This is a genomic window from Rhodopila sp. (assembly GCF_035548095.1).
In the GTDB taxonomy this organism is placed as follows: Bacteria; Pseudomonadota; Alphaproteobacteria; order Acetobacterales; family Acetobacteraceae; genus Rhodopila.
In genome coordinates this window covers 12,096-37,413 of the sequence record NZ_DASZUV010000027.1, presented here as the reverse complement: position 1 = coordinate 37,413, position 25,318 = coordinate 12,096, and the positions used below count along the sequence as shown (strand labels likewise).

The window sequence follows — 25,318 nt, the reverse complement described above, 5'->3', positions numbered from 1 at the left end:
GCCGCGGCACCCCGGCCCGAGGACAGATGTGCCGGCCAATTGTGTCCTAATCTGGCCGCTAACCGGTTAATTTTGTGAGAGATTGAATCGGCCTGTGAAGCCGCGCCGCAAATCCGACAACGAAATCAACAGCCCGCGGGCGGGCCACGGCGTGTCGCGCGGCACGCATTTTTTTGCCGGCCAGCAAGATTCATGGTGCTGCCGGTGCCCCAAACGGCGTATCCTCCAGCCGTCGGCGAAAAAACGCGCTCGGCCCCAGAGCGCGAAGTCGATGCCCATCCTGAACTGGAATGCAGGCACCTCCGGTGTCTGGGACAACGCCGTCTGGGACAACGCCGGCAACCGGTCGTCCGCCCAGGTGCCCGCCGCCGATGACCTGGTGCTTTTCATCCCGCCTGGCTCCCTGGCGGTAGAGATCGCAAACAGCGTAACCGCCGGCGGTCTGCTGCTGGCGGGCGGCGACATCGTCGTCGACGCGACCGCCGACCTCACCATCAGCAACACAGTGTCCGTCGTCGCCGGCACCGTGACCAACGCCGGCGTGCTGACCGTGGGCGCGGTGGAGAATGCCGGAATCATCGAGAATACCGGCCTGCTGGCCGTTACCGACGGCTCGGTGTTTAACACCGGCTCGATCGACGATGCAGGCCAGGTGAACTTCACCGGCAGCGTGAAAACCGCAGTCCTGCATCAGATCGGCGGCAGCGGCGCCATCCTGGTGATCGGCACCCTGGACAACACCGGCCAACTGGCCGGCACCGGCGGCCCGGCATTGAGCGTCCTGGGCACCATCCAGGGAGGCACGATCGACAATTCGCTCGGGCTTTCGCCAGACGTGGCGCTTGATGGCGTTACCCTGTCCGGCCGCGTCTCCGCCTGTCAACCGGTGACCATTCTGGATGGGCTGACCTCGGTCGACGGCATCGGTGTGCTGGACACGCCAATGGGCGGCAGTCTGCGCTTCGGCAACGACCAGACGATCGATGGCGTGAGCCTGGTGGTGGACGGGACAGCGACGGTGGCCGGCACCCTGACGCTGGGGCAAAGCGCCGTGTGGGCCGTGCCGACGGGCTCGCCGCTCGTCCAGGGCCTGGCGATCAACGGCACGGGTCTGCTGGTGAACGCCGGTACCATCCTCACCTTGTCGAGCACAGCGCGCTTCGGCGACGGCGACAATGCCCTGACCATCAGCACGGCATTCCGCAATCGCGGCCTGCTATCGGCGTTCGACACGTCCCCCGCGCCGAGCGTGACGCCGCCGGCCGGTGAGCGGGCCGGCCTCAGCGTCATGCGGATCCAGGGCTTGTCCTTCGTCAACGAGGCCGCTGGAACCGTCGACACCGGCCAAGGCGCCGGATCGGGGGTGATCGTCTTCGCCGCTGCCACCTCGCTGGTGAATGATGGCCTGCTATCCGTGATGGATCCGGGGGCCCGGATGGGCGGCACCATCGACATCGGCTCTGACCTGCTGGGCAGCGGCACCATCGCCATCGCCGGCGATGGCCAGGTGACGCTGGAGGCGGGCGGCGCTGCCGGCCAGACCATCACCTTTCTGGGACCGGGCACGCTGACGCTGGACGCGCCGCGATCGGTGGCATCCGGCATTCAGGGGTTCGGCGCTGGCGACACCATCACCCTGGCCGGCAGCGGCATCATACCCATCGACTGCGACAACGGGGTTCTGCTGATGGGCTCCGGCGACGGCGCGTTCGCCCTGGCCCTTGCCGGCACCTACACGCTTGACGATCTGCTGTTCAGCAACCTCGGCACCGCCACCACGATTGCCCTGGCCAAGGCCCCGGTGGCTGCTCCAACGGCCGCTCCGGTAGCCTGCTTCGCCGCCGGCACACGCATTGAGGTCGAGGGCGGCGCGCGGCCCGTGGAAGAGCTGGCGATCGGTACCCTGGTCCGAACAGCCAGCGGTGCGTTGCGGCCTGTTCGTTGGATCGGCTATCGCACCGTGGCGTGCGACCGACATCCGAGGCCGGAGCGCGTGTGGCCGATCCGCGTCGCGGCACATGCCTTCGGTCCAGGCTGCCCGCGCCGGGCCGTGAAGCTGTCGCCGGACCATGCTGTGTTCGCGGAAGGTACGCTGATCCCGGTGCGGCTGCTGGTGAACGGCACGACCGTGGCGCAGCGGAAGACGCGGCGGATAACCTATTTTCATGTCGAGCTGGATCGGCACGACATCCTGCTGGCAGAGGGACTGCCGGCGGAAAGCTATCTGGACACCGGCGACCGCCAGGCCTTCGCGAATGGCGGCACGCTGCTGCGGTTGTTCCCCGAGTTCGGCCAGGGCGGCGGCACCGATATCGATCTGGTGCGGGAGGCCCGAGCCTGCGCGCCGCTGCTGGTCACCGGTCCCATCCTGGCCGCGATCCGGGCCAGCCTGGACCGGCAGGCGGTTCGGTTAGCGCACGATCGTTCGCGGCCGGCGGTCAGAAAGCGTCCATCGCGGCTTTGAATCAAGAAGGGGGTGCTACTCTGCTGCCTTGGCGGCCTTGCGCGCGGCCCATTCCTCGACGCTGATGCGCGGCATCTCGAAACGGTCGGTGACACGGGAATACCAGCCGGCGCCGTGCATGCGGCCGATCAGGTCCAGCTTCGGCGTATCGATATAGCAGCGCTCCTTGTCCAGCACGCAATCGTCGCGCACGTAGATCGCCAGCACCTTGCCCAGGATCACTGCGCGGTCGACCCCGACATCGACAATCACCAGCCGCTCACACTCCATCGCTACCGGCGCCTCGGCGATACGCGGTGGCTTGACGTGCAGGGACGGCGCGGTGGTCAGGCCGGCTTCCTTCAGCTCATCCACCTCCTTGGGGAAGTCGATGGCAGTAACGTTCATCGGCTCCGCCAGCTCATGGCTGACGAGGTTGACGACGAACTGGCCGGTGCGCCGGATATTGCCGCCGGTGTCCTTATAGTCGCCGGGTGCCCGCCCGCCGATGCCGATCGCCACCACCGGCGGCTCACCGGACATGGCGTTGAAGAATGAGAACGGAGCCGCATTGACCGAACCGTCCAGATCTTGCGTCGTCACCCAGGCGATGGGACGAGGGCCGATCGTCGCGACCAGCAGCTTGTACATGTCGCGTGATTTGGCGGCGGAGAAATCGAACAGCATGGCGTGCCTCGGGATTTGGTGGACCAGCGTCCCATACCGGCGTGCATCCTGTCCAGGTGACCGCCGGGAAATGGTCCCAGGGGATGGTCCCAAGGGGGATGGTTCCAAGGGGGATGGTCCTGGGGGATGGTCCTGGGGGATGATCCTGAAGGGATCACCCCGAGGCGGCAGTATTGCTCGAATCGGCGTTCGGCGAGAGTGGCGCTCACCGGCGGGCGCGAGTGCGAGCCGAAGCGGCCCTGTGCCTATCGGCGGAAACGTAGATCGATGCCACGCGCGGCCCAACCGGCCTCGATCACGTCCAGGTCGATGAAGCCGGAAGGATTGGCCTTGGACGGCGTCATGCCGACGCGCGGCGCCCCCTGGTCGCGCCAAAGCACCAGCAGACGGCGCAGTTCCACCAAGGGATCGGGATGGTCGTCGACACGCAGATCCAGGTCGGGGAAATCCTCGGTGGTGACCATCACCATCGCAGCGGATTGCCGGCCGCGCCGATCCCCGCCAGCCGCCTGGCCGGCATCCATTGCCAACATCAGCCGCTCCGGCATTGGCAGGCCGGTATCCCGTTTCCAGGCGGCCAGGGTTTCCGCAACAACCGCCTCACCCACCAACATGTTCCCCGCCACGGACACGCCGCCCGCCGACACGCCGCCGCACCATTCGACGCAGTTCCCGCCGGTCCAGGCGGCGGTGCGGCCGAACCGGTCCACCGCGTGTACCTGGCGGACACCCCGCCCCTCGTCACCGGCCAGGGCTCCCTCGACCGCCGCCGCGGGCGCCAGGCCGCGGGCCATCCCATCCAGCACCGCGGGCCCCAGATAGCGGTTGGTCATGGACTGGGTGGACACGGCGCCGACACCGGACCGCACGAAGGGGCAGAACGCCCCCACCGCGAAGGCCTTGGTGGAGACCGCTACGGCAAACGCGCCGGTGTCCGGATCATGCGCGACGATCGACCATGTCATGGGCGGCGGTGTCCTTCAAACAGTCATCCTGTATGGTGCCTCGATCATGCCAGGCTGGACGGGAGACGAGGAGTCAGCATGCTGATCGCCGGGGATATCGGGGGCACCAACACGCGGCTGGCGCTGGTCTCACCACAGGCGGGGCCACGCCAGCTCCTGGCTGAGAAAATCTATCCCAGCGGACAGTATGCCGGCCTCGCGCCGATCGTGCGACAATTCATGACCGACACCGGCACCCAGGCCATTGCCGCCTGCTTCGACGTCGCCGGCCCGGTGATCGCCGGCAAGGCGCATCTGACCAACCTGCCCTGGACCTTGTCGGAAACCGACCTGGCCCGGGAGCTGGGGCTGCGGCGGGTCAGTCTGATGAACGACCTGCACGCGATCGCCCATGCCGTCCCGCACCTGGCCGCGGATGAGACACAGGTCATCAACCGGGGCTCCACCCAGCCGCGGGCGCCAATGGCGATCCTGGCCCCGGGCACCGGCCTGGGCGAAGCGTTCCTGATCTGGGGAGGGACCGACTACATTGCCTGCGCGTCCGAGGGTGGCCATGCCGATTTCGCCCCGGTGAACCAGGAACAGTTGGACTTGCTGGCATTCATGAGGGCGCGCTTCGGTCATGTGGCGTATGAGCGCGTGTGCGCCGGATCGGGCCTGCCGAATATCTACGATTTCCTGCGCGCCTGCACCCCATCGGCGGAATTGCCCGATTTCGCGGCCGAGCTGGCGCGGGCGCAGGACCGGACGCCGGCGATCCTGCGGGCTGGCACCGCCGGCACCGGTGATAACCGGCTGGCCGTCGACGCCGTGCGCATCATGGTCGAGATCTGGGGCGCCGAGGCCGGCAATCTGGCGCTGAAGGTCATGGCCACCGGCGGGGTCTACCTGGCCGGCGGCATGCCACCGCGTGTCCTGCCGCAGCTCCGCCCAGGAGGTACCAACAAGGATGCCAGCGGTGATACCGTGGGCGGATTCATGCGCGCCTTCACCGATAAGGGGCGGTTCGAGACATTGCTGCGGGACGTCCCCGTTCACGTCGTCACGATCAACGCCGCCTTGCTGGGGGCGGCCATTCACGGGTTGGCGCAGCTGGACCCGTCCTGACGACCCCTTGGCACTGTTCGCCACCGGGGCGATATGATTCCCCAGACTTCTCCGTCGACAGACTTCTCCATCGACACACTGTCACTCGTCATCAGCAAAGGAACCGCCCCATGGCCTCCGACGCACCGAAAGCGCTCAACCATCTCGGTCAGAGCCTCTGGCTGGACAACATTACGCGCGACCTGCTCGATCGCGGGACATTGAAGCAATATATAGATGAGCTGTCGGTCACCGGCCTGACCTCGAATCCGACGATCTTCAACAATGCGATCTCGCGCGGCGGCTGGTATGATGCCGAGATCCGCAAGCAGCTCGATGCCGGGAAGAAGGGGGAGGAACTGTTCTTCATCCTGGCGCTCCAGGACCTGACCCGCGCGGCCGACCTGTTCGCGGATGTGCATAAGAAGACCGGCACGGTGGACGGCTTCGTCTCGTTGGAGGTGTCGCCGGTCCTGGCCTATGACACCCAGGCGACGGCGCGGCAGGCGAAAATGCTGCATGACGCGGCGCAGCGTCCCAACCTGTTCATCAAAATCCCCGGCACGAAAGAGGGTCTGCCGGCGATCGAAGAGTCGATCTTCCAGGGCGTCGCGATAAACGTGACCCTGCTATTCTCCACGGATCAATATCTTGCCGCGGCCGATGCCTACCTGAAGGGGTTGGAGCGGCGGGTCGACGCCGGACTGTCACCGGATGTACGCTCCGTCGCGTCCCTGTTCGTCAGCCGCTGGGACAGGGCGGTGACCGAGAAGGTACCGGCCGAGATGCGCAACACGCTGGGGATCGCGGTGGGAAAGCAGGCTTACAAGGCTTATCGCGACCTGCTGGAAAGCGACCGCTTCCAGCGCCTGGAAAACCTGGGCGCCCGTCCGCAGCGGCTGCTGTTCGCCAGCACCGGCACCAAGGACAAGAACGCGTCTGACGTACTGTATATCGACGCGCTGGCGGCGCCGAACACGGTGAATACGATGCCGGAAGAGACGCTGCTGGCCTATAGCGATCATGGCAAGGTCCCCGGCAGCCTGCCTCGCGATGGCGGCGACGCCGAGGCGGTGCTCGCCGCTCACGCCAAGGCCGGCATCGACCTGACGGCGCTGGCGGACAAGCTGCAATCGGACGGTGCGAAGAGTTTCGTCGATAGCTGGAACGAGTTGCTTGGCGGGATCGAGGCCAAGAGCAAGGTCCTGGCCTGACCGCGGAGCCATATCGGAACCGTTCGCGTCATGATGACGGGGCGGCGTTGAGACGTTGCCCTTTCGTGGCGGGCGCGGTCCCAGGATCCAAGGCTTGGGGCGGAAACCCTCTGGGGCGGAAACCCTCTGGGGCGAAAACCCTCTGGGGCGGAAACCCTCTGGGGTGGAAACCCTCTGGGGTGGAAACCCTCTGGGGCGAAAACCCCGTCCGGTCCGGATGCAGCATGCCCGGCGAAGGATGGGGCGGCGCCCGGACCAGCGGTGACGGTGATCGGCACCCGCGACCGACACCCGGGCCAAGTCGGCTGCTGATCCGGCCACCTGACCATTTCAAATGAGTCCATGTTCATGAGCATCCTGAAACAACAAGCTGGCGAAGCCGCCGCCGCCCTGGTGCAGCCCGGCATGATCGTAGGCCTGGGTACCGGTTCGACCGCCATCTTCGCCACCCGCCGTATCGCCGAGCGGCTGCGGACCGCCGACCTGACGGACATCGTGGCCATCGCGACGTCGAAGGCGACGGAAGCGGCGGCGCGTGAATTGGGAATTCCCCTGATGGCGGATGACCTGCCGCGCACTGTCGACCTCACCATCGACGGCGCCGACGAGGTCGATCCGGACCTGAACCTGATCAAGGGCGCTGGCGGGGCCCTGCTGCGCGAGAAGATCGTTGCGCAAGCCTCGACACGCGAAATCATCGTCGTCGACGACAGCAAGCTGTCGCCGCGGCTGGGCACGAATTCGGCCCTGCCGATCGAGGTCATTGAATTCGGCCTGTCGTCGCATATCCGCTTCCTGGAAGCCCTCGGCGCCAGGGTGGTGCCGCGCAAGGCCGGCGATGCGCTGTTCCGCACCGATTCCGGCAATATCATCCTGGACAGCCATTTTGGCCCGATCGCCGACGTCCATGCGCTGTCACAACAACTTGGCGCGCGGTCCGGCATCGTCGAGCACGGGCTGTTCCTGGGCATCGCCCAGGACGTGTTCGTCGCCGGCAGGGACGGCGTGCGGCATTTGCGGCGGCCCTGACCAGGCCGTCCCTTGCCGAAGCCGCCTCCTGGGACGCCATTTCGTGACACCGTTTCCCGGCCGGCGACGTTGGCGTAGGCTGGTCCGGCGTTCAGGAGGGACGGATCATGATCATTGAAATGCGCACCTATACGCTGAAGCCCGGCACGCTCGCCGAGGTCGAAAAGCGCTTCGGCGACAAGCTGCCGGAACGGGAAAAACACTCCAAGCTGGCGGCATTCTGGCACTCCGAGGTCGGGCCGCTGAACCAGATCATTCATGTCTGGACCTATGACAGTTTCGAGCAGCGCAGTGCGATACGCGCCGCCGCGGTGAAGGACGGCAGCTGGCCGCCGCCGATCCAGGAATTCGTCACCGACATGCAGAGCGAGGTGTTCCTGCCGGCGCCGTTCTCCCCGCCGCTGACGCCGCGCCAGGTCGGACCGCTGTTCGAGATCCGGCAATACACGCTGACGCCGGGCTCCATTCCGGGGCTGATCGAGCGCTGGTCGGACAAGATCGAGGGCCGTACGAAGTTCTCGCCCCTGGTCGGCGGCTGGTACTCGGAATTCGGTGCGCTGAACAAATGGGTTCATATCTGGGCGTACAAGGACGCGAATGAGCGGTTCAGCGTCCGCGCCGCCGCCGCGGCCGGAGGACAGTGGCCGGCACGCAACCCGCCGGGCGTGGTGGTGAAGCAGGAAAATGCGTTCGTGATGCCATCGGCCTTCTCGCCGATCCGTTGATCCCGCTCCGGTCGGGGGGGATGGCAGGGTTGCCAATCCCGCCCGCCGGCAGGACACTACGCCAGGAAGCACACGAGGGTCGGTTGACCGGGTGACATTCCATCATTCCTTGATCCGGGAGCGCGCTTCAGCCTTCTCACCGTCGGTCTCAGCGAACGCGCTCTCGTCAACAAAAACGGGGCGGCCATGATCACCAAATTCGACAGCCTGTTCGCCGGTCACACCGATGTGGAGAACATTGGTTACGGCGGCACGCCGATCAACGACCGGCTGTATGACAACAAGCACCTGTCCAGCGCATTGTGGAAGGCGCAGGCGATCGCGCAGAAGATGGATGACCTGGGCTACACGACGTTCTGGATGGCGGAGCACCATTTCCAGCGCGAAGGGACCGAGTGCATCCCGAACGTGCTGATGATGGCGCTGCATCTGACGCATATGACGAAGAATCTGAAGATAGGCTGCGGCTTCAACATTACCCCGATGTGGCACCCGCTGCGCCTGGCCGAGGATTATGCCATGGCCGATATCCTATCCGGTGGCCGCGTGGTGTTCGGGGTCGGCCGCGGCTATCACACGCGCGAGGTGGAAACGTTCGGGGCACCGCTGATCGACCAGGACGCCAATCGCGAATTGTTCGAGGAACAGGTCGACATCATCTTCAAGGCCTTCAACAACGAACGCTTCAGCCACAAGGGCAAGCACTATACGCTGCCGCCCGAAGTGCCATATCGCGGCTATATGCTGCAGGACCTGACATTGGTGCCGCGCCCGGAACGGCTGCCGGTGGAATGCTGGCAGCCGATCCAGGGCGGATCGGAGCGCGCCATCGCCTTCATGGCGAAGCATGGCATCCAAGGCATGGTCGGCGGCGGGTCGGCGGAGGGCGGCGCCATGCACAATGTCGTGCTGCGCTGGCAGGCAGAGCACGCGAAGCTCGGCAAGCAGCTGGAACTGGGTGAGCGCCTGTGCTTCGGCTTCCATTTCTACATGGGCAAGGACAAGCAGACCTGCATCAAGGAGGCCGCCGGCTATTACGAGGAAAACATGAAAATGTTCGGTGAGCTGCGGCTGAACCGAGCCCTGTCCGATGAGCAGATCGAGATCATGCGCGACCCGAAGCGCGCGCCCTCGGCGAAGCTGCCGCGGATCGAGGATGCGGTGGCGTCGGGCGGCTTCCTGACCGGCTCGGCCGACGAGATCATCGAACATCTGATGAAATTGGAAAAAGCCTATCCCGGCCTCGATCGCATCTCCATCAGCCCGTCGCTCGGCGTGCCGAAGGCGGTCATCCTGGAGCAGGTCGAACGTTTCGCCAAGGAAGTCATGCCAGCCTTCAAGGGCCGAGTCGGCGTGAAGGAACCGGAACTGGCAAAGTAGGACGGCCGGGCGGGCGGATCGCGCCCGCCCCTGTCGTTACGCCGCCTTCGCCATCGCGAGCGCCCGCCATACCCGCTCCGGCGTCGCCGGCATGTCGATATGGGTCACGCCGTCATCGCGCAGTGCGTCGATGATGGCGTTGATCACGGCTGGGGGACTGCCCACCGCGCCGGCTTCGCCCGCGCCCTTGACGCCCAGCGGGTTGGTGGCACAGGGGATTTCCAGAAGCTCGACCTCGATATCCGGGAACTGGTCGGCGCGCGGCAGGGCGTAGTCCATCAAGGTGCCGGACAGCAACTGCCCGGAGTCCGGATCGAAGACGGTATGTTCCAGCACCGCCTGGCCATAGCCCTGCGCGACTCCGCCGGCCACCTGTCCCCGCACGATCAGCGGGTTGATGGTCTTTCCGAAGTCGTCGCAGACCAGGTATCGCACCAGGGTCACCACGCCGGTATCCGGATCGATCTCCACCTCGGCCATATGGCAGCCGTTGGGGAAGGTATGCGCCTTGATCGGCGCCACCTCGGCCGCATCCAGGATCACCGCCTTCTGCCCGGCCGCCGCCTTCTTTCGTTGCGACGCCGCCAGGGCCAGGACGTCGATCCGCCGGTCGGTGCCGACGATGGAGAAACTGCCATCCGCAAAGGCGATGTCGGCGATGGCGGCCTCCAGCTCATCCGCCGCGGCCTGCTTGCCCTTATTGATCACGGAGTCCGCGGTGGTCAGGATCGCCTGCCCTTCCGAGTACAGGCTGCGCGCCCCACCGGTGCCGCCACCGACCGGGATCGTATCGGTATCACCCTGCCGAATGCGGATACGATCTCCATCGATGCCAAGCTGCGCGGCGGTCAACTGGACATAGGCGGTCTCATGCCCCTGCCCCGTCGACTGCGTTCCAACATAAACATCCACATACCCGTCATCCGCGAACCGGATCTCTGCCCGCTCGGAATCGTCGCCGCCGGTCGCCTCCAGGTAATACGCCAAGCCGAGGCCCAGCTTCCTGCCGCGCGCGGCAGCCGCGGCCTTGCGGGCGGCGAAGCCGGCATAGCTGATCTTCTCGACCGCCGCCTCCAGCACGGTGCGGAAATCGCCGCTGTCGTAGTTCTTGCCGACTGGCGTTTCATGCGGCATCGCCGAGGGGGGCACCATGTTGCGACGCCGCAGTTCCACACGGTCGACCTTCAGCTCGCGTGCGGCGGCATCGACCAGGCGTTCAACCAGGTAGTTGCTTTCGGGACGGCCGGCGCCGCGATAGGCATCCACCGGCACGGTATTGGTGAAGACACCCAGTACATTGGAGTAGATGGCCTTGAAGCCGTACACGCTGGACAGCACGCCAGTGCCGGCATAGGTCGGGATATAGGGCGCGAAGGTGGACAGATAGGCGCCCATATTGGCAACGTTTCGGATCCGCAGCGCCGTGAACAGGCCGTCCGCGTCGATCGCCAGCTCACCCGTGGTGATATTGTCCCGGCCTTGCGTGTCTGCCAGGAACGCCTCGGTCCGGTCGGAAGCCCATTTCACCGGTCGTCCCAGCTTGCGCGCGGCATAGCAGGTCAGGACATGTTCGGCGTACAGGAACAGCTTCATCCCGAAGCCACCGCCCACGTCGGGCGTGATGACGCGGAATTTTTCGGGATCGGTGCCGAAGACCGGACCGATCAGGTTCTTCACCAGCCAGCCGCCCTGGGTGTTCGCGTACAGCGTCCAGCGACCCGTACCGGAATCGTAATCGGCGATCGCGGCCCGCGCTTCCATCGAGTTCACCACGATCCGGTTGTTCACGATGGTCAGCCTGGTCACGTGCGCCGCCTTGGCGAAGGCCGCATCCGTGGCGGCCTTGTCCCCGATTTCCCAATCGAAGGCGATATTCCTCGCCGCCTCCGGCCACACGGCCGGGACACCCGCGTCCATGGCGGTGGCGAGATCGGTCGCGCTGGGCAGGGTCTCATAGTCCACCAGGATCGCCTCGGCGGCGTCACGTGCCTGGCGCGGCGTGTCGGCCACCACGAAGGCGACCGGATCGCCGACATGGCGCACCGCGTCCCTGGCCAGGACCGGATGTGGCGGCGCGGCCTGCGGCGAGCCGTCACGGTTGTTCACCAGCGCCGCGCAGGGTAGCGGCCCGATCTTGTCGGCATCCAGATCGGCGCCGGTGTAGACGCCGCGGACGCCCGGCACCGCCTTCGCCGCCGCCGTGTCGATGCCGGTGATCTTCGCCGCCGCGTGCGGGCTACGCAGCACGACGCCGAACAGCATGCCCGGCAGGACGATGTCATCGGTATACCGACCGCTGCCTTTCAACAGGCGCGGATCCTCCACACGGCGGACAGGTTGAGCGAGGCCGAATTTGGTGGTCATGGACGTGGCTCTCCGCGCGGATCGAGTGAAGGTAATAGCCAAAGATGTACAGTCTTCGGAGGCAAGGCCAAGAGGTCAGGCTCCTGAACCCTGTTCCCAGGGATCGTAATGCCGGACGCCCGATCCGGTGAAGCCGCGTGTATTGCACATGACGGACGTCATTTCATGATGCGAGGCGACCGCCGCGATGATGGGATCGGACCGCCCGTCAGCGTGGCCGGGCTTGATGCCTCTCCCCGATCAGCCGGCGCCATCGGAAGCGCTGCCGTTTTCAGCCAGGCCAGCGTGGCCGCGGCCTCATGCGGCAGGCTCATGTAGCGGACTGGCGCCATGGATATCGGAAATGCTCTCGGGAGACGTTGCCGGCATGGGCCGGCGTCGCGCCGTCACAGCGCGGCCACCGGGAACGGCTGTGCCACCTCGATCGCGCGCGCGGCGCGCAGCACCAGATCGTCGCGGAACTGGGCGGCGGCGATCTGCACAGAATTGGGCAGGCCATCGCCGCGCGGCCCCATCGGCACGGTGATGGTTGGCTGGCGGGTCAGGTTGAAGGCGAAGGTCCAAGGCGCCCAATCGGTCCAAAGCGATCGGACCGGATCGATGATCGGAGCATCCGCCAAAGGCGGCCCGCCCGGCACCGTGGGGCACAGCACCAGGTCGTACCGCTGATGCAGTCGCGCCATCGCATGGGCGGCGGCGGCGCGGGTCGCCTCGGCATCCATGAACTCGATCGCCGACATCCCGCCCACCGTCTGCGCCACCTGGCGGATGCCGGGGTCCAGCATGGCCGCCTTGTCCGTCGACATGCCGGCGACCAGCCGCGCCAGCGCCGCGCCCCAGACCCGGCCGAACACGCTGGACGTGTCGGGCAAGCCTGGGTCGACCTGCTCGACGATCGCCCCGGCTTCCGACAGCAGCTGCGCGGCGCGTTCCACCGCAGCGATCCCATCGGCGTCACACGGCGCGTCGAAGCCGGGGTTGGACAGCACGCCGATCACCGTGCCTTCGACCCCATCCTCGATGTCTTCGAGCCAGTTCCGAGGATCGTCAGGCAGGCAGAACGGGTCGCGCAGATCCCAGCGCGCCATGGCCGAAAACATTACCGCCGTGTCCCGGACGGTGCGGGTCATTGGCCCGGCGCAGGATACGCTGGCGAAGGCGCTGGCCGGCCATTGCGGAATGCGGCCATAGGTTGGCTTCAGTCCCACCAGCCCGCACCAGGCGGCCGGAATGCGCACCGATCCGCCAGCATCGGTGCCGACATGCAGCGGGCCAAACCCGGCGGCCCCGGCCGCCCCGGCACCCGAGGACGAGCCGCCGGTGGTATAGGCCGGGTTCCACGGGTTGCGCGTGATGCCGTGCAGCGGACAGTCGCCGGGCGACTTCCAGCCGAACTCGGTCGTCGTCGTCTTGCCGATCACCACCGCGCCGGCCGCCTTCAGGCTCATGACCATCGGCGCGTCATCCGGCACCGGGTCGGCGCTGGTGGTGCGGCTGCCGCGCCGGGTCGGGAAGCCGCCCAGATCGACCAGGTCCTTTACCGTCACCGGCACACCGTCCAGCGGACCGATCGGCCGGCCGGACCGCCAGCGCGATTCGCTCTCTCCCGCCGCCTGCAGCGCGTTCGGGTTCATCACCGCGAAGGCATTCAGGCCGGGATTCAACCGAGCGATGCGTTCCGTGACGGCCTGCAGGACCTCGACCGGGCTGACCTGGCAGCGGGCGTAGCCGGCCAGCATGTCCTCGGCGCTGAGCGTGGCGAGATCGGTATCGGGCATCGTATCTTTCCCTCAAGCTTGCGCGGGTGCAGCATGATCCGCCGCAAGGTCGGAGGGAACCCCGCATGAGCATGGACAAGCCGGAGCCCTGGCAGTGGCCGGAGGAAACCTGGCGCCGCATCACCGGCCGCGCCAGGGCCGGACGCAGCCTGCGGCCCGCTTCCTGGCCGAACGGTGCGCGCTGCGCGGTGGCAATCAGCTTCGACGCGGACCATGAGACGATCCCGCTGCGCGACGGAGACGAAAGCCCGATGCGCATCAGCCAGGGCCAGTACGGCAATCGGCAGGCGATCCCCCGTATCCGCCGGCTGCTGGAGCGAGAGTCGGTGCCGGCGTCCTTCTTCTATCCGGCGGTGTCCGCCCTGCTGTATCCTGATGAAGTCCGGGCGATCGCCGGCGACGGGCATGAGATCGGCATCCACTCCTGGATTCATGAGGTCAACACGTCCCTGCCGCGTGCGGCGGAACGGGATCTGACCTTCCTAGCCCGCGATACGCTGGCGCGGATCAGCGGGACGGAACCGGTGGGCATCCGGACCGCAAGCTGGGATTTTTCCGTCAATACGCTTGACATCATCCGGGAGATGAAGCTGCTGTACGACAGCAGCTTGATGGCGGATGACGACCCTTACGAGCTGGAGGATCAGGGCGAGCCGACCGGCATCGTGGAGCTGCCCCCGGAATGGATCCGCGACGATGCGGTCTACTTCAACATGCTGCGGTTCTCCGGGCTGCGGCCCTACACGCCGCCCTCGGCGGTGGAGGAGATCTTCACCGCGGAGTTCGACGGCGCCTGGGAGGAAGGCGGGCTGTATCTGCTGACGATGCATCCGCACATCATCGGCCACCGCTCCCGCCTGCCGCTGCTGGCACGGTTGATCGCGCACATGAAGGCCAAGGGCGGGTGCTGGTTTGCCACGCATGCCCAGGTGGCGGCGTATTGCAAGAGGTAGCGCGGCCATGGGAATCCGTGCCCATGCCTGCCCAGCCAGCCGCTCTGAAATTCCGACACCGGGCCGAACCGACCTGACCTTTGAACCGACCTGACCTTTATGGTCGTATCCGATACCAGGGACGGTGCTCCGCCGATTATTTCGCAACCCGGCACACCACTACGCGCGCCGCGCCATACGTCCGCTCCGCCAGCACGCCGTTCGGCCGCCAGTCTTCCTCACGCCCGGTCTCGGCCACCAGCAGTGCATCCGCCGCCAACCTGCCCACATGCAGCAAATGAGTCACTGCTCGGGGCACAAGCCCCTGGCCGTAAGGCGGATCCAGGAACGCCAGCGTCGCCGCCTCCCCACGCCCGACCGACAACACGTCACCGGCCACCACGACGCCGCGGTCCCCAGCCCGACACAGGGCGATATTCGAGCGCAGCACCCGCAACGCCGCCGGATCGGATTCAATAAAGTAACATCTGGCCGCGCCGCGCGACAGCGCCTCCAGCCCCATCGCGCCGGTTCCCGCGAACGCATCCACCACGATCGCGCCATCGATCACGGCGCGGCCGCCCCAGGGCGCATGCAACAGCATATCGAACAGCGCCTGTCGCAGCCGGTCGGCGGTCGGCCGCGTGGTCTGGCCCCGTGGCGCCGCCAGGGTTCTTCCCCGCCACGCGCCAGCGACGATTCGCATCTATGCACCTGGCCGCATCTATGCCTGGCGCCGTCCGCCACGGCCGGGCCGAACCGGAGCGGGTGGGGCGACCTCGGCCGGCAATTGCTGGCGCAGGATGCGCTGCGGCACTTCCTCGATCCCGCCGCGTTCCAGCGTGCCAAGCTGGAAGGGTCCATAGGCGACGCGGATCAGGCGGGACACGGGCAGGCCCAGATACGCCATGACCCGTCGGACCTCGCGATTGCGGCCTTCCTTCAGGCTGACCGTCAGCCAGGCGTTGTCACCCTTGCGCGCATCCACCGCGGCCTCGATCGCACCGTAGCGCACGCCCTCCACGGTGACGCCGCGCGCCAGGGCCGCGAGGGCCGCGGGATCGGGATGGCCGTAAATGCGCACACGGTAGCGCCGGACCCAGCCGGTCGCCGGCAATTCCAGCCGGCGCGCCAGCGCGCCATCATTGGTCAGCAGCAACAGCCCTTCGCTGTTCAGATCCAGCCGTCCGACGCTGATCACGCGCGGCAATTGCTGCCGCAGCTTGTCGAACACGGTCGGCCGCCCCTCCGGGTCCCGGTGCGTCGTCACCAGCCCCTCCGGCTTGTGGTAGCGCCACACCCGCGTCCGTTCCGGCGGGTCCACCACCTTGCCGTGTACCTGGATGATATCGGCCGGCGTGACGAAGGTTGCCGGATGGGCCACGAGCTTGCCGTTCACCTTCACCGCGCCCTCGGCCAGCAGCTTCTCCGCGTCCCGCCGTGATGCCACCCCGGCACGCGCCAGATACTTGGCGATCCGATCCCCGCGCGCGGCGTTCCCGTCAGCTTCGTCCGGCTGGGTCACAGTGCCCGCTTTCCGATATCGCGTCGGCAGAACCCCTCGGGCCAGACCAGCTTGCCGATGGCGGCATAGGCGGCATCATGCGCTTCCCGCAGGGTCGCGCCGGAGCCGCACACGGTCAGCACGCGGCCGCCCGCCGCCTGGATCGACCCGTCGGCGCCGACCGCCGTGCCGGCATGAAAGATCTGCACGCCCGGCTGCGCCGCCGCCGCGTCCAGGCCGCCGATCACCGTCCCTCGTTCCGGTGCTTCCGGATAGCCGCGCGCCGCCATCACCACCGCCAGCGCCGCCTGGTCATGCCAACGCAGGTCGAAATTCTTCAGCTCATGGTCGCAGGCGGCTTGAATCGCGGCCAGCAGGTCGGACTTCAACCGCAGCATCAGCACCTGGCACTCGGGATCACCGAAGCGGACATTGAACTCGATCAGCTTCGCGCCCTGCTCCGTCAGCATCAGCCCGGCGAACAGCACGCCCCGGAATGGCGTACCGCGCCGCGCCATCTCGGCCAGCGCCGGTCGCACGATCTGGTCCACACAGGCTTGTTCCAGCGCCGGCGGAAAGTCCGGCACCGGACTGTAGGCCCCCATCCCACCGGTATTCGGCCCGGTGTCACCATCGCCCACCCGCTTATGATCCTGGGCGGATCCGATCAGCAGCGCATCCTCCCCATCACACAGCGCGAACAGCGACACCTCCGGACCAACCAGGCACTCCTCAATCACGACCGCCCGACCGGACTCGCCGAACACGCCTTCGTCCATCATCGCGGTCACGGCATCGATCGCCTCGGCCTCGGTCTGCGCCACCACCACGCCCTTGCCGGCCGCCAAGCCGTCCGCCTTCACCACCACCGGGGCACCCCGTCGCTCGATGAAGTCACAGGCCGCGGCCGAGTTGTCGAACCGCTCCCACAACGCCGTGGGAATACCCGCTGCGTCAGCGATTTCCTTGGTGAAACTCTTGCTGCCCTCCAACCGCGCTGCCGCCTTGGTGGGGCCGAAACACGTGATGCCGGCAACCTCCATCGCGTCGGTAATCCCCTCCACCAGCGGCGCCTCCGGCCCCGGGATCACCAGATCGATCTCATTCTCTTGCGCGAATGCCACCAGTTGGGGAATCTGCAGCGCCCCGATCGGCACACACGTCGCCACCTGCGCGATTCCTGGATTGCCCGGCGCACACCACAGCTTCGTCAACAACGGACTCGCCGCCAACGCCCAGCACAGCGCATGCTCCCGGCCACCGGAGCCGAGGACCAGGACGTTCATGGGGAGTCTCCTTCGGGTTGGGTGAAAGTGCCGGGGGCGCTGCCCCCAAACCCCCGCAAGGGGCCGTGGCCCCTTTGGATCCCACCTAATAAGGGTTTTTCCGATCAGGGGGCAACGCAGCGGTTTCGGGTGACAGGTTGCCCGCCGATCGCAGAAACCCCTAATGAACAGGTTCCAGGGGCCTCAGCCCTTAGCCGGGTCCGGGGCAAAGCCCCTGGCCTTCACCCCACCCCGAAAGCGCCCGCATGAACGATCTGGCCACCGCGTCCAACGTGCCCGAATACAGCGTGTCGGAGATTTCCGGCGCGGTGAAGCGTACGCTGGAGACGACGTTCGGCCGTATCCGCGTGCGCGGGGAACTGACCGAGGTGAAGCGGTATCCTTCAGGCCACATCTACCTGTCGTTGAAGGATGAGGGCGCGAAGATCGCCGGCGTCGTGTGGAAAAGTGCCGTAGCCCGCCTGGGCATGGTGCCGGAGAACGGGGTGGAGGTGATCGCGACCGGCCGCATCTCGGCCTATGGCGAACGGTCCTCGTATCAGCTGATCATCGAGCGGATGGAATACGCCGGTGCCGGTGCCCTGCTGGCGCGCATCGAGATGATCCGTCAGCGCCTGGCGGCCGAAGGCCTGTTCGATGCCGCACGCAAGCGGGCGCTGCCGGTTTTGCCGCGCGTGATCGGCGTGGTCAGTAGTGAGCGGGGTGCGGTCATCCAGGACATCCGCACCACCATCTCCCGTCGCTTTCCGCGCCATCTCCTCCTGTGGCCCGTGCCGGTGCAGGGTGAGGGCGCGGCGGAGCGGATTGCCGCAGCCATCGCCGGCTTCGATGCCATGGCGGCGGATGGAACGCTGCCACGGCCGGACGTGCTGATCGTCGCGCGCGGTGGCGGCAGCCTCGAAGACCTGATGGCCTTCAATGAGGAAATCGTGGTCCGCGCGGTGGCGGCCTGCCGGATTCCGGTGATTTCGGCGGTCGGACATGAGACGGACACGACGCTGATCGACTTTGTCTCCGACCGCCGCGCACCGACCCCCACCGCCGCGGCCGAGATGGCGATCCCCGCTCGGTCCGACATCGTCGCCGATCTGGAGCACAAGGGCTCGCGGCTGATCAGTGCCGTGCGCCGAGCACTGCATGAGCAGCATCTGGCCTTGACCAAGGCGGAACGGGGGTTGCCGGACCTGCCGGCACTGCTGGGAGCGGCTCGGCAGCGGCTGGACGACCGGTCGGACCGTATTCTGCTGGCCCTGCCGGCGCTGGTCTCGCGCAAGCGCATGGCATTGACCGCGATCGAGCGACGGTTGCCCGATCCGCATCGGTTGCTGGAGATCAGGCGGGGCGCGCTGGACCTGCTGTCGCATCGGTTGAACGCGGGCCTGCGCCGGACGCTGGACACAGCACGCCACGCCGCCGCACGGGTGACCGGACGGGTGACCGACGCCCCGCTGCGCGCCCGTCTGCGCGAGGCCCGCGTCTACCTCACCGGTGCCGGCGCCAGGCTGGAGTCAGCCTCCCCGCTGGCAATCCTGCAGCGGGGCTATGTCCTGGTGACGGACCCGGCGGATCGCCCGATCACCTCCGCCGCCGCGGTGAAGCCGCATGCACGGCTGCGGCTGCATTTCGGCGACGGGAAGGTGGATGCGGTGGCGCAGGGAGGTGCTGCACCCACGGCGCCAGGCCGCGCTCGCCCGCAGGGCAAACAGGAGGCATTGGATCTTTAGAGAGCATATCGCGCAAGTTGACGGCCGGGGCATGAATGCGGCCCCGGGATCAATGCGTTGCGGACCATAAAATCGGCCGACCCCCGATGTCGACCTGCCTCAAGGCGTTGAAGCCATGCTTGCCGCGGAGCTGCCTGGTTCAGGCGGCGCGCTTCCCCCGACATCCCACATTTGTATCACCGGCCGCGCGGTCAGCCGGCACCACGGTCGGAAGGAAGCAACGTATCAGGCGCGACGCGAGCTGCGGACCGCAGTTTCCACCAGCCGAGCGGCTCGCGCATCAGCCGCATGAGAGGATACTCGACCAGCCGCGACAGAACGATGCCGCCGGCTATCGCCAATGCCGCGAATACGGCAACGCCGATGGCGGGTGAGGTCGCGCCCAATCCTGCCGCCAGCCAGAATTTCCATAACAGCCCTATCAGCAGGAAATGAAACAGGTACAGCGAATAGGAGGCTGTCCCCAATGTCCGAAGCAGGCGGGGTATCCGGATGTTGCTCCGCCGGCTCGCTTCGACACCTCCCAACAGGATCAGGACACTCGGCAGGCCATAAGCCAGCCTGGCGAACGGCGTATAGCCATCCATCCATCCCAGATCCTCGGCCACAGCCGCGGCGACGAACAACACAATGCCGATCCCCAATACAACTCTGTATTGGGGCAGGCTGCCCCGGCGCAACCGGTAGGCCACAGCCATGCCAGCGAAAAATTCGATATTGAAGATGCCCAAATATGTTGGCGGCAATCCGGGATGCCAACCCGTTGCCGCCGCCAAAGCCACGCCAGCCAGCCAGGCCACCATCAATATCAAGCCCGCTGTCCGATTGATGATCAGGACCGCAAAGGCCGCATAGAAAACAAACTCGTATTGCAGCGTCCAGGCGACATCCAACACGGGTTCGCTGAATGTTGGCACCGGCAGAGCAGCCCAGGCCACATCGCTCCAATCCGTCACATGACCGCTAAGCTGCGACACCGCAATCGTCAGGGCAACCGCCACCCAATAGGCTGGCAGAAGGCGGGTCAAACGGCGACCCAGGTAATGTCTGACCCGACCGGGCTGGCCGATATCATCGAAGTGGACAAAGAGAATAATAAACCCGCTGATAACAAAGAACAAATCGACACCTGCGTGTCCGAACTGAAACACGCTCTCCAATCTCGGGGTGTCGTAGTTCTTATCGAAGTGCCGTGCCGTATGATAAAGGATCACAGCAGTCGCCGCGATGCCTCGATATGCCTCGACCCAGCCAAGTTTCGTGGGGGGGACGACTGCCACGCTTTGCACTCCGGAGACGGCACTGATCAGCAGATTGCAAAGACAAGGTACCAATCGACGCAAAACACAAGGATTTAGTCATTTCGTTAAGGGTCCGCATGTCCGCCGCTCGGCAAACATGACCCGCCGCGCGCGTTGGTATCGAAGATCCGGGGAGCACTGAACCGGATGCTTGATCCTCGCCCCATCCGGCGCAACCTACCCAAGATGACTGATCCCTTTGTCCAGCCTGCCGAACCCACCGCCGCCGACGCTATTGCTGCGATCACCGATGAGCTGGAGCTGTTCGACGACTGGATGGACCGCTATGAGTTCATCATCGAGATGGGGCGGAAGCTGCCCGCGTTCCCGGACATCTGGGCCGACGATGCGCACCGGGTGCCGGGCTGTCAGAGCCGGGTGTGGATGGAAGCGACCTTGCGCGATGGCAAGATTTTCTTTGCGGGCGTCTCGGATGCCGCCATCGTGTCCGGTCTGATCGCGTTGCTGCTGCGCGTCTATTCCGGGCGCACGCCGGCCGAGATCACCGCCACCGACCCGGTGTTCCTGAAGGAGCTGGGGCTGCTAGAAGCACTGTCGACCAATCGCGGCAACGGCATCGCCGCCATGGCCCGCAAGGTGCGCGAGGTGGCGGCGCACCTGTCTGCATCCGCATGAGAAGGAAAATGGTGGGCGCGACAGGGATTGAACCTGTGACCCCTCGCGTGTGAAGCGAATGCTCTACCGCTGAGCTACGCGCCCATCCCCAAGATCGGGGACCCCGACCAGGAGGCGCGTTCACTACAACCTGGGGCCGGCCGGCGCAAGCGTCCAAATCGCGTTTCCCGCGCCACCCCGCCGCACTGGCCGTGGCGTCCTGGCGAGTGGCATAAACCGCCGCACTGGCTGGCCGACCCCGCCCCCGCGGAGCCATCCCCGCAGGCCCATTCAAGGATCCCCGTCTCATGGCTGAATACATCCTGACGCTGTTCTGCCCCAATCGACCCGGCATCGTCGCCGCTGTCGCCAATGCCATCTTCGAGCACGGGGGAAACATCCGCGAATCGCAGCAGTTCGACGACAAGGAGAGCGACAGCTTCTTCGCTCGCATCGTCCTGGACCACCCCGAGGACAGGCTGGACGTCACCGCCCTGCGCCATGCGCTGGACCGCATCGCCGGCTGGTTCGGCATGACACTGTCGCTGCGTGATGCGGCGTTGCGCCAGAAGGTAATGATCCTGGCCTCCCGGTCCGACCATTGTCTGGCCGACATCCTGTATCGGTGGCGGATGGGCGAGTTGCCGATGGAGATCGTCGGCATCATCTCCAACCACCCGCGCGAGACGTTTCGAAATGTGGTGCTGGACGATATCCCGTTCCACCACCTGCCGGTCAGCAAGGCGACGAAAGCGGAGCAGGAGGCGCGGATCTGGACCCTGGTGCAGGAGACGCACGCCGATTTCGTCATCCTGGCGCGCTACATGCAGGTGCTGTCGGATGACCTGGCCGGCAAGCTGGCGGGGCGCTGCGTGAACATCCACCATTCCTTCCTGCCGGGGTTCAAGGGTGCCAAGCCGTATCACCAGGCGTATCAGCGCGGGGTGAAGATCATCGGCGCCACCGCCCATTTCGTCACCGCCGACCTGGATGAAGGGCCGATCATCGAACAGGACGTGGAGCGGATCAGCCACGCCGACACGCCGGACGACCTGGTGCGCGTCGGCCGCGATATCGAACGGCGGGTGCTGTCCCGCGCTCTGCGCTGGCTGCTGCAGGGCCGCGTGTTGCTGGCCGGCTCGCGTACCGTCGTGTTCCGGGATTGAGGGATGCGGCGGGGGATGCGGCGGGGCGCCCCATCATACCCGGCGGGCGGGAACCGGCTTCCGTCATGATGAACGGGCAGGAGCCGGCTTTCATTATAGTGAGCAGACAGGAGGCGGCCTCCGTCATGGTCGGTGAGGATCGGCCGTGCATGGCTTTGGCCAGCAAGCACCGTCATTGCCTGGGATTCTCCATCGCAAGGCGTGGATGGTCCGCCTTCGCCGACCATGACGAAGCAGCCGGCTTCACCGGCCAACGCCGGGATGCCGACCCGCATCGGCCCCAGCTGTGCCACCAGCCCCGGCACCACCAGCCCCGGCGGCAACGCTCTCACTGGCCCCAGCCTCAGTGGCCCCAATCGCGGTGGCCCCAGTTGCGGCGGCCCCAATTGCGGTGGCGCCGGCCTCAGTGCCGCTGGTCATGACACGGCCGCCGACCCTCCTATCGCCGGAAACCCTTCCCCCCGTCACCAGGGACCGGCTGGACCGTTTCGCCGCGTTGCTGCTGCGCTGGAACGCCAGGCTCAACCTGATCGCCCCGCGAGACGCGCCGATGCTATGGCAGCGCCATATCGCCGATTCCCTGCAGCTCCTACCCCTGCTGCCGGCCGACGCGGATCGCGGCATCGACCTGGGTTCAGGCGGTGGATTCCCCGGCCTGGTACTGGCGATCGCCGGCCCCATTCCGTTCGACCTGATCGAGTCCGATCAGCGCAAAGCCGCTTTTCTCCGCGGCGCCATCCTGGAAACCGGTGCCAGAGCCACGGTCCATGCCAGTCGGATCGAGGCGGCGGAGCTGCCCCCCGCCAGGCTGATCACCGCCCGGGCGCTCGCCCCGTTGCCGCGCCTGCTGCCGTTGGCTTACCGTCTTCTGGCACCCGGTGGCACTTGCCTGTTCCTGAAAGGCGTCCGCGCCGCCGCCGAGATCGACGACGCCGCCACCGCCTGGACGATGTCGGCGGCGACGACGCCCAGCCGGACGAATCCGGATGGTGTCATCCTGCGGATCACGGATTTGCAGCCGAAGACTGCCTGACCCTTACCGGGTCGGCGGAATGAACGGCTGCACGACGGCCTGGAACGCCGGCAGCGCCTCGCACCGCGCAGCATGCGCCGCCAGAGCCGGCCATTGTCCCGGCGCGTGGATGTCGGGGTGTGCGTCCGCCAGAAACCGCATCGCGCAGCCGACCGCGATATCGGCATGTCCGGGAGAGTTCCCGAACCAGAACGGCGTTGCCTGCTGGGCGCGATCCGCCTGCAACGCATCCAGCACGTCGCCGATCTGCGACCGGCAGCGCGCGATCCACATGTCGGAGGTGGCTGCATGCAGCAGTTGCTCATAGACGAGGCTGACCATCTTGTCGCACAGGCCGGTTGCCAGGCCGCAGACCTTGAGTGCCGCCCTGCGTTGCTGCCCCGCCGCCGCGATCAGGCGATGATCGCCGGCACGCTCATCCAGATAGTCCAAAATGGCAGCGCTTTCGATCAGCACCTCGCCGTCATCCAGCAGGAGGGTCGGCACGCGCCGCAGCGGGTTGTAGACTGCCAGCTTGTCCGCATCGCCGAAGGTGGACCAGGGCCAATGTTCGTAATGGACGTGATACAGCCGCAGGGCGATGGCGACCCGTCGGACGAAGGGCGAGTCATATTGGCCGATCAGGATCATGGGGTCCTCCGATACGCGCCAGGCAAGGACTCCATGGGTACGAGCCACGGTCCATGTCGCGCCAGCCATGATAGACCGGACACCCCGGTGCGCGGGAAGAGCGGATGTACGGCTCCGTCCCGTCTCTCATCCCACTCTCTCATTCCACCTGCCCCGCCGCCGTGCGATCGCCTATCGTGCGCACACCATTGAAGGCCGGGAGCGAAGCGTCATGAAATCGCCGATCTGCGACATGCTGGGCATCGAATTTCCGCTGCTCGCCTTCAGCCATTGCCGCGATGTGGTGGCGGCGGTCAGCCGAGCGGGCGGGTTCGGGGTATTCGGGGCGACAGCGCACTCGCCGGAGACGGTGGAACAGGAGTTGCGCTGGATCGACGAGCATGTCGGTGGCAAGCCCTATGGCATCGATGTGCTGGTGCCGGAGAACATGGCGACGGCGGGCGAACACCCGACCTGGCAGGAGCTGGCCGCCCGGGTGCCGCAGCAGCACCGCGACTTCACCGCCGAGGTGCTGGCCGAGGCCGGCGTGGAGCTGATCGTGGAACCCAGGCCGGCGGACGAGCCGCAGCCCTTTGATCCGGACAACGCGCTGCGCGTGCTGGACGTCGCGTTCCGCCATCCGATCAAGCTGATCGCCAACGCGCTGGGCGTACCGCCGCCGGAAATGATCGAGATGGGGCGCTCGCACAGTGTCCCCGTTGCCGCGCTGGTCGGTGCGAAGGAGCATGCCATCCGCCAGGTGAAGGCCGGCATCGACATTCTGGTGGCGCAAGGTACCGAGGCCGGGGGCCACTGCGGGGAAGTCTCGACGCTGGTGCTGGTGCCCGAGGTGCTGCAGGCCATCAAGCCGATCCGCGAGGTGCCGGTGCTGGCCGCCGGCGGCATCATGAACGGCAGGCAGATGGCGGCCTGCATGGCGCTGGGCGCGGCCGGCGCCTGGACCGGATCGGTCTGGCTGGCCACCGTCGAAAGCGAAACGAGCGAAATCTTCCGAGAGAAGATGATCGAAGCATCCAGCCGTGACGCGGTGCGCGTGCGCAGCCGCACCGGCAAGCCGGCCCGCCAGTTGCGCTCGACCTGGACCGAGGCGTGGGAGCGCAGCCCGAACAGCCCGCGCGCCCTGCCGATGCCATTGATGAGCCTGATCAGCCGTGACGCCTTCAAATCGATCGAACGCTCCGCCGCGGCCGGCAACCCGAAGGCACGCGACATGGTCAGCTACTTCGTCGGGCAGGGTGTCGGACTGATCGAGAACATCCGCTCCGCCGGGCAGGTCGTGCAGGAGTTCAAGCAGGATTTTCTGGAAGCGGCGGAGCGGCTGAACGGATTGCTGGAGGAATGATCGACCCAGTGGTGGGCGGGCGATCTAACAGGCTGCGGAAAACCCTTTCGCCGGCGTGTCGGGCGTGATTCGGTTATTGCGGAGAGCTCTGGGGTATGCTCATGGCAGGAAAAC

At 66.5% G+C, this 25,318-nt stretch carries 21 protein-coding genes and 1 tRNA gene; 12 read left to right on the top strand and 10 right to left on the bottom strand.

The features are described 5' to 3' along the window. The first annotated feature begins 271 nt into the window (after positions 1–271). Positions 272–2,464, top strand: coding sequence for a Hint domain-containing protein (locus VHC04_RS18870; RefSeq protein WP_325684165.1), 2,193 nt, complete (start codon positions 272–274; stop codon positions 2,462–2,464). Positions 2,465–2,479: 15 nt separating this feature from the next. Here VHC04_RS18870 and VHC04_RS18865 read toward each other — a convergent pair whose 3' ends face one another. Together VHC04_RS18865 and VHC04_RS18860 are read right to left on the bottom strand one after the other, a co-directional pair. After that, complete coding sequence (locus tag VHC04_RS18865) at positions 2,480–3,130, bottom strand: flavin reductase family protein (protein ID WP_325684163.1); 651 nt, start codon at positions 3,128–3,130, stop codon at positions 2,480–2,482. Between the two features lie 245 nt (positions 3,131–3,375). After that, positions 3,376–4,095 carry a DUF1028 domain-containing protein gene (locus VHC04_RS18860; protein ID WP_325684161.1) on the bottom strand — a complete coding sequence of 240 codons (720 nt, stop codon included), beginning with the start codon at positions 4,093–4,095 and terminating at the stop codon, positions 3,376–3,378. A 78-nt stretch (positions 4,096–4,173) separates the two neighbouring features. On the opposite strand from VHC04_RS18860, the gene glk reads away from it, so the two are divergent. From glk to VHC04_RS18835, 5 genes are all read left to right on the top strand, one after another. After that, positions 4,174–5,202: a glucokinase gene (gene glk, locus VHC04_RS18855; protein WP_325684159.1), complete on the top strand. Its 1,029-nt coding sequence runs from the start codon at positions 4,174–4,176 to the stop codon at positions 5,200–5,202. A 110-nt stretch (positions 5,203–5,312) separates the two neighbouring features. Continuing rightward, positions 5,313–6,395, top strand: a complete 1,083-nt coding sequence (gene tal, locus VHC04_RS18850; protein ID WP_325684157.1) for a transaldolase — start codon at positions 5,313–5,315, stop codon at positions 6,393–6,395. Between the two features lie 348 nt (positions 6,396–6,743). Beyond that, on the top strand, positions 6,744–7,424 hold the full coding sequence (gene rpiA / locus VHC04_RS18845; RefSeq protein WP_325684155.1) for a ribose-5-phosphate isomerase RpiA: 681 nt from the start codon (positions 6,744–6,746) through the stop codon (positions 7,422–7,424). A 107-nt stretch (positions 7,425–7,531) separates the two neighbouring features. Then, on the top strand, positions 7,532–8,149 hold the full coding sequence (locus tag VHC04_RS18840; RefSeq protein WP_325684153.1) for an NIPSNAP family protein: 618 nt from the start codon (positions 7,532–7,534) through the stop codon (positions 8,147–8,149). 186 nt (positions 8,150–8,335) lie between these two features. After that, a complete protein-coding gene (locus VHC04_RS18835) occupies positions 8,336–9,529 on the top strand; it encodes an LLM class flavin-dependent oxidoreductase (RefSeq protein ID WP_325684151.1) in 1,194 nt (397 codons plus the stop codon). Positions 9,530–9,565: 36 nt separating this feature from the next. On the opposite strand, the gene VHC04_RS18830 is transcribed toward VHC04_RS18835, so the two are convergent. Continuing rightward, entirely contained in the window at positions 9,566–11,893 is a 2,328-nt protein-coding gene (locus tag VHC04_RS18830; protein WP_325684149.1) for a xanthine dehydrogenase family protein molybdopterin-binding subunit, read from the bottom strand. 386 nt (positions 11,894–12,279) lie between these two features. Continuing rightward, entirely contained in the window at positions 12,280–13,671 is a 1,392-nt protein-coding gene (locus tag VHC04_RS18825; protein WP_325684147.1) for an amidase, read from the bottom strand. Positions 13,672–13,736: 65 nt separating this feature from the next. Between VHC04_RS18825 and VHC04_RS18820 the strand changes: the two genes are divergently transcribed. Beyond that, positions 13,737–14,624, top strand: a complete 888-nt coding sequence (locus VHC04_RS18820; protein WP_325684145.1) for a polysaccharide deacetylase family protein — start codon at positions 13,737–13,739, stop codon at positions 14,622–14,624. A gap of 136 nt (positions 14,625–14,760) precedes the next feature. On the opposite strand, the gene VHC04_RS18815 is transcribed toward VHC04_RS18820, so the two are convergent. From VHC04_RS18815 to purD, 3 genes are read right to left on the bottom strand one after another with little or no spacing between them, the layout of a single operon-like run. After that, the gene (locus VHC04_RS18815) at positions 14,761–15,309 is read right to left on the bottom strand and encodes an RsmD family RNA methyltransferase (protein ID WP_325684143.1); all 549 of its coding nucleotides are present in this window, start codon (positions 15,307–15,309) and stop codon (positions 14,761–14,763) included. Positions 15,310–15,327: 18 nt separating this feature from the next. Beyond that, positions 15,328–16,128: a pseudouridine synthase gene (locus VHC04_RS18810; RefSeq protein WP_325684141.1), complete on the bottom strand. Its 801-nt coding sequence runs from the start codon at positions 16,126–16,128 to the stop codon at positions 15,328–15,330. Further along, positions 16,125–17,393 carry a phosphoribosylamine--glycine ligase gene (gene purD / locus VHC04_RS18805; protein WP_325684139.1) on the bottom strand — a complete coding sequence of 423 codons (1,269 nt, stop codon included), beginning with the start codon at positions 17,391–17,393 and terminating at the stop codon, positions 16,125–16,127. The genes VHC04_RS18810 and purD overlap by 4 nt, the downstream gene beginning before the upstream one ends. A 245-nt stretch (positions 17,394–17,638) precedes the next feature. Between purD and xseA the strand changes: the two genes are divergently transcribed. Continuing rightward, on the top strand, positions 17,639–19,117 hold the full coding sequence (gene xseA, locus VHC04_RS18800; protein WP_325684137.1) for an exodeoxyribonuclease VII large subunit: 1,479 nt from the start codon (positions 17,639–17,641) through the stop codon (positions 19,115–19,117). Between the two features lie 191 nt (positions 19,118–19,308). On the opposite strand, the gene VHC04_RS18795 is transcribed toward xseA, so the two are convergent. Further along, positions 19,309–20,397: an acyltransferase family protein gene (locus VHC04_RS18795; RefSeq protein ID WP_325684135.1), complete on the bottom strand. Its 1,089-nt coding sequence runs from the start codon at positions 20,395–20,397 to the stop codon at positions 19,309–19,311. A 207-nt stretch (positions 20,398–20,604) separates the two neighbouring features. On the opposite strand from VHC04_RS18795, the gene VHC04_RS18790 reads away from it, so the two are divergent. Then, positions 20,605–21,054, top strand: coding sequence for a SufE family protein (locus VHC04_RS18790; RefSeq protein WP_325684347.1), 450 nt, complete (start codon positions 20,605–20,607; stop codon positions 21,052–21,054). Between the two features lie 9 nt (positions 21,055–21,063). On the opposite strand, the gene VHC04_RS18785 is transcribed toward VHC04_RS18790, so the two are convergent. Beyond that, a tRNA-Val gene (locus VHC04_RS18785) sits at positions 21,064–21,138 on the bottom strand. Between the two features lie 203 nt (positions 21,139–21,341). On the opposite strand from VHC04_RS18785, the gene purU reads away from it, so the two are divergent. Then, positions 21,342–22,199: a formyltetrahydrofolate deformylase gene (gene purU / locus VHC04_RS18780; RefSeq protein WP_325684133.1), complete on the top strand. Its 858-nt coding sequence runs from the start codon at positions 21,342–21,344 to the stop codon at positions 22,197–22,199. 418 nt (positions 22,200–22,617) lie between these two features. Next, positions 22,618–23,232 carry a 16S rRNA (guanine(527)-N(7))-methyltransferase RsmG gene (gene rsmG / locus VHC04_RS18775; RefSeq protein ID WP_325684131.1) on the top strand — a complete coding sequence of 205 codons (615 nt, stop codon included), beginning with the start codon at positions 22,618–22,620 and terminating at the stop codon, positions 23,230–23,232. Between the two features lie 3 nt (positions 23,233–23,235). On the opposite strand, the gene VHC04_RS18770 is transcribed toward rsmG, so the two are convergent. Continuing rightward, positions 23,236–23,862: a glutathione S-transferase family protein gene (locus tag VHC04_RS18770; protein ID WP_325684129.1), complete on the bottom strand. Its 627-nt coding sequence runs from the start codon at positions 23,860–23,862 to the stop codon at positions 23,236–23,238. Between the two features lie 211 nt (positions 23,863–24,073). Between VHC04_RS18770 and VHC04_RS18765 the strand changes: the two genes are divergently transcribed. Further along, on the top strand, positions 24,074–25,204 hold the full coding sequence (locus VHC04_RS18765) for a nitronate monooxygenase (protein WP_325684127.1): 1,131 nt from the start codon (positions 24,074–24,076) through the stop codon (positions 25,202–25,204). Positions 25,205–25,318: the final 114 nt, after the last annotated feature.

Excerpts from the sequence above, each read along its gene's own strand:
- VHC04_RS18835 (WP_325684151.1), top strand. The coding sequence starts at position 8,336 with ATGATCACCAAATTCGACAGCCTGTTCGCCGGTCACACCGATGTGGAG.
- glk (WP_325684159.1), top strand. The coding sequence starts at position 4,174 with ATGCTGATCGCCGGGGATATCGGGGGCACCAACACGCGGCTGGCGCTG.
- VHC04_RS18765 (WP_325684127.1), top strand. The coding sequence starts at position 24,074 with ATGAAATCGCCGATCTGCGACATGCTGGGCATCGAATTTCCGCTGCTC.
- VHC04_RS18860 (WP_325684161.1), bottom strand. The coding sequence starts at position 4,095 with ATGACATGGTCGATCGTCGCGCATGATCCGGACACCGGCGCGTTTGCC.
- VHC04_RS18770 (WP_325684129.1), bottom strand. The coding sequence starts at position 23,862 with ATGATCCTGATCGGCCAATATGACTCGCCCTTCGTCCGACGGGTCGCC.
- VHC04_RS18840 (WP_325684153.1), top strand. The coding sequence starts at position 7,532 with ATGATCATTGAAATGCGCACCTATACGCTGAAGCCCGGCACGCTCGCC.
- VHC04_RS18870 (WP_325684165.1), top strand. The coding sequence starts at position 272 with ATGCCCATCCTGAACTGGAATGCAGGCACCTCCGGTGTCTGGGACAAC.
- VHC04_RS18820 (WP_325684145.1), top strand. The coding sequence starts at position 13,737 with ATGAGCATGGACAAGCCGGAGCCCTGGCAGTGGCCGGAGGAAACCTGG.
- VHC04_RS18865 (WP_325684163.1), bottom strand. The coding sequence starts at position 3,130 with ATGCTGTTCGATTTCTCCGCCGCCAAATCACGCGACATGTACAAGCTG.
- tal (WP_325684157.1), top strand. The coding sequence starts at position 5,313 with ATGGCCTCCGACGCACCGAAAGCGCTCAACCATCTCGGTCAGAGCCTC.
- rpiA (WP_325684155.1), top strand. The coding sequence starts at position 6,744 with ATGAGCATCCTGAAACAACAAGCTGGCGAAGCCGCCGCCGCCCTGGTG.
- VHC04_RS18825 (WP_325684147.1), bottom strand. The coding sequence starts at position 13,671 with ATGCCCGATACCGATCTCGCCACGCTCAGCGCCGAGGACATGCTGGCC.
- VHC04_RS18815 (WP_325684143.1), bottom strand. The coding sequence starts at position 15,309 with ATGCGAATCGTCGCTGGCGCGTGGCGGGGAAGAACCCTGGCGGCGCCA.
- purU (WP_325684133.1), top strand. The coding sequence starts at position 21,342 with ATGGCTGAATACATCCTGACGCTGTTCTGCCCCAATCGACCCGGCATC.
- rsmG (WP_325684131.1), top strand. The coding sequence starts at position 22,618 with ATGACACGGCCGCCGACCCTCCTATCGCCGGAAACCCTTCCCCCCGTC.
- xseA (WP_325684137.1), top strand. The coding sequence starts at position 17,639 with ATGAACGATCTGGCCACCGCGTCCAACGTGCCCGAATACAGCGTGTCG.
- purD (WP_325684139.1), bottom strand. The coding sequence starts at position 17,393 with ATGAACGTCCTGGTCCTCGGCTCCGGTGGCCGGGAGCATGCGCTGTGC.
- VHC04_RS18830 (WP_325684149.1), bottom strand. The coding sequence starts at position 11,893 with ATGACCACCAAATTCGGCCTCGCTCAACCTGTCCGCCGTGTGGAGGAT.
- VHC04_RS18790 (WP_325684347.1), top strand. The coding sequence starts at position 20,605 with ATGACTGATCCCTTTGTCCAGCCTGCCGAACCCACCGCCGCCGACGCT.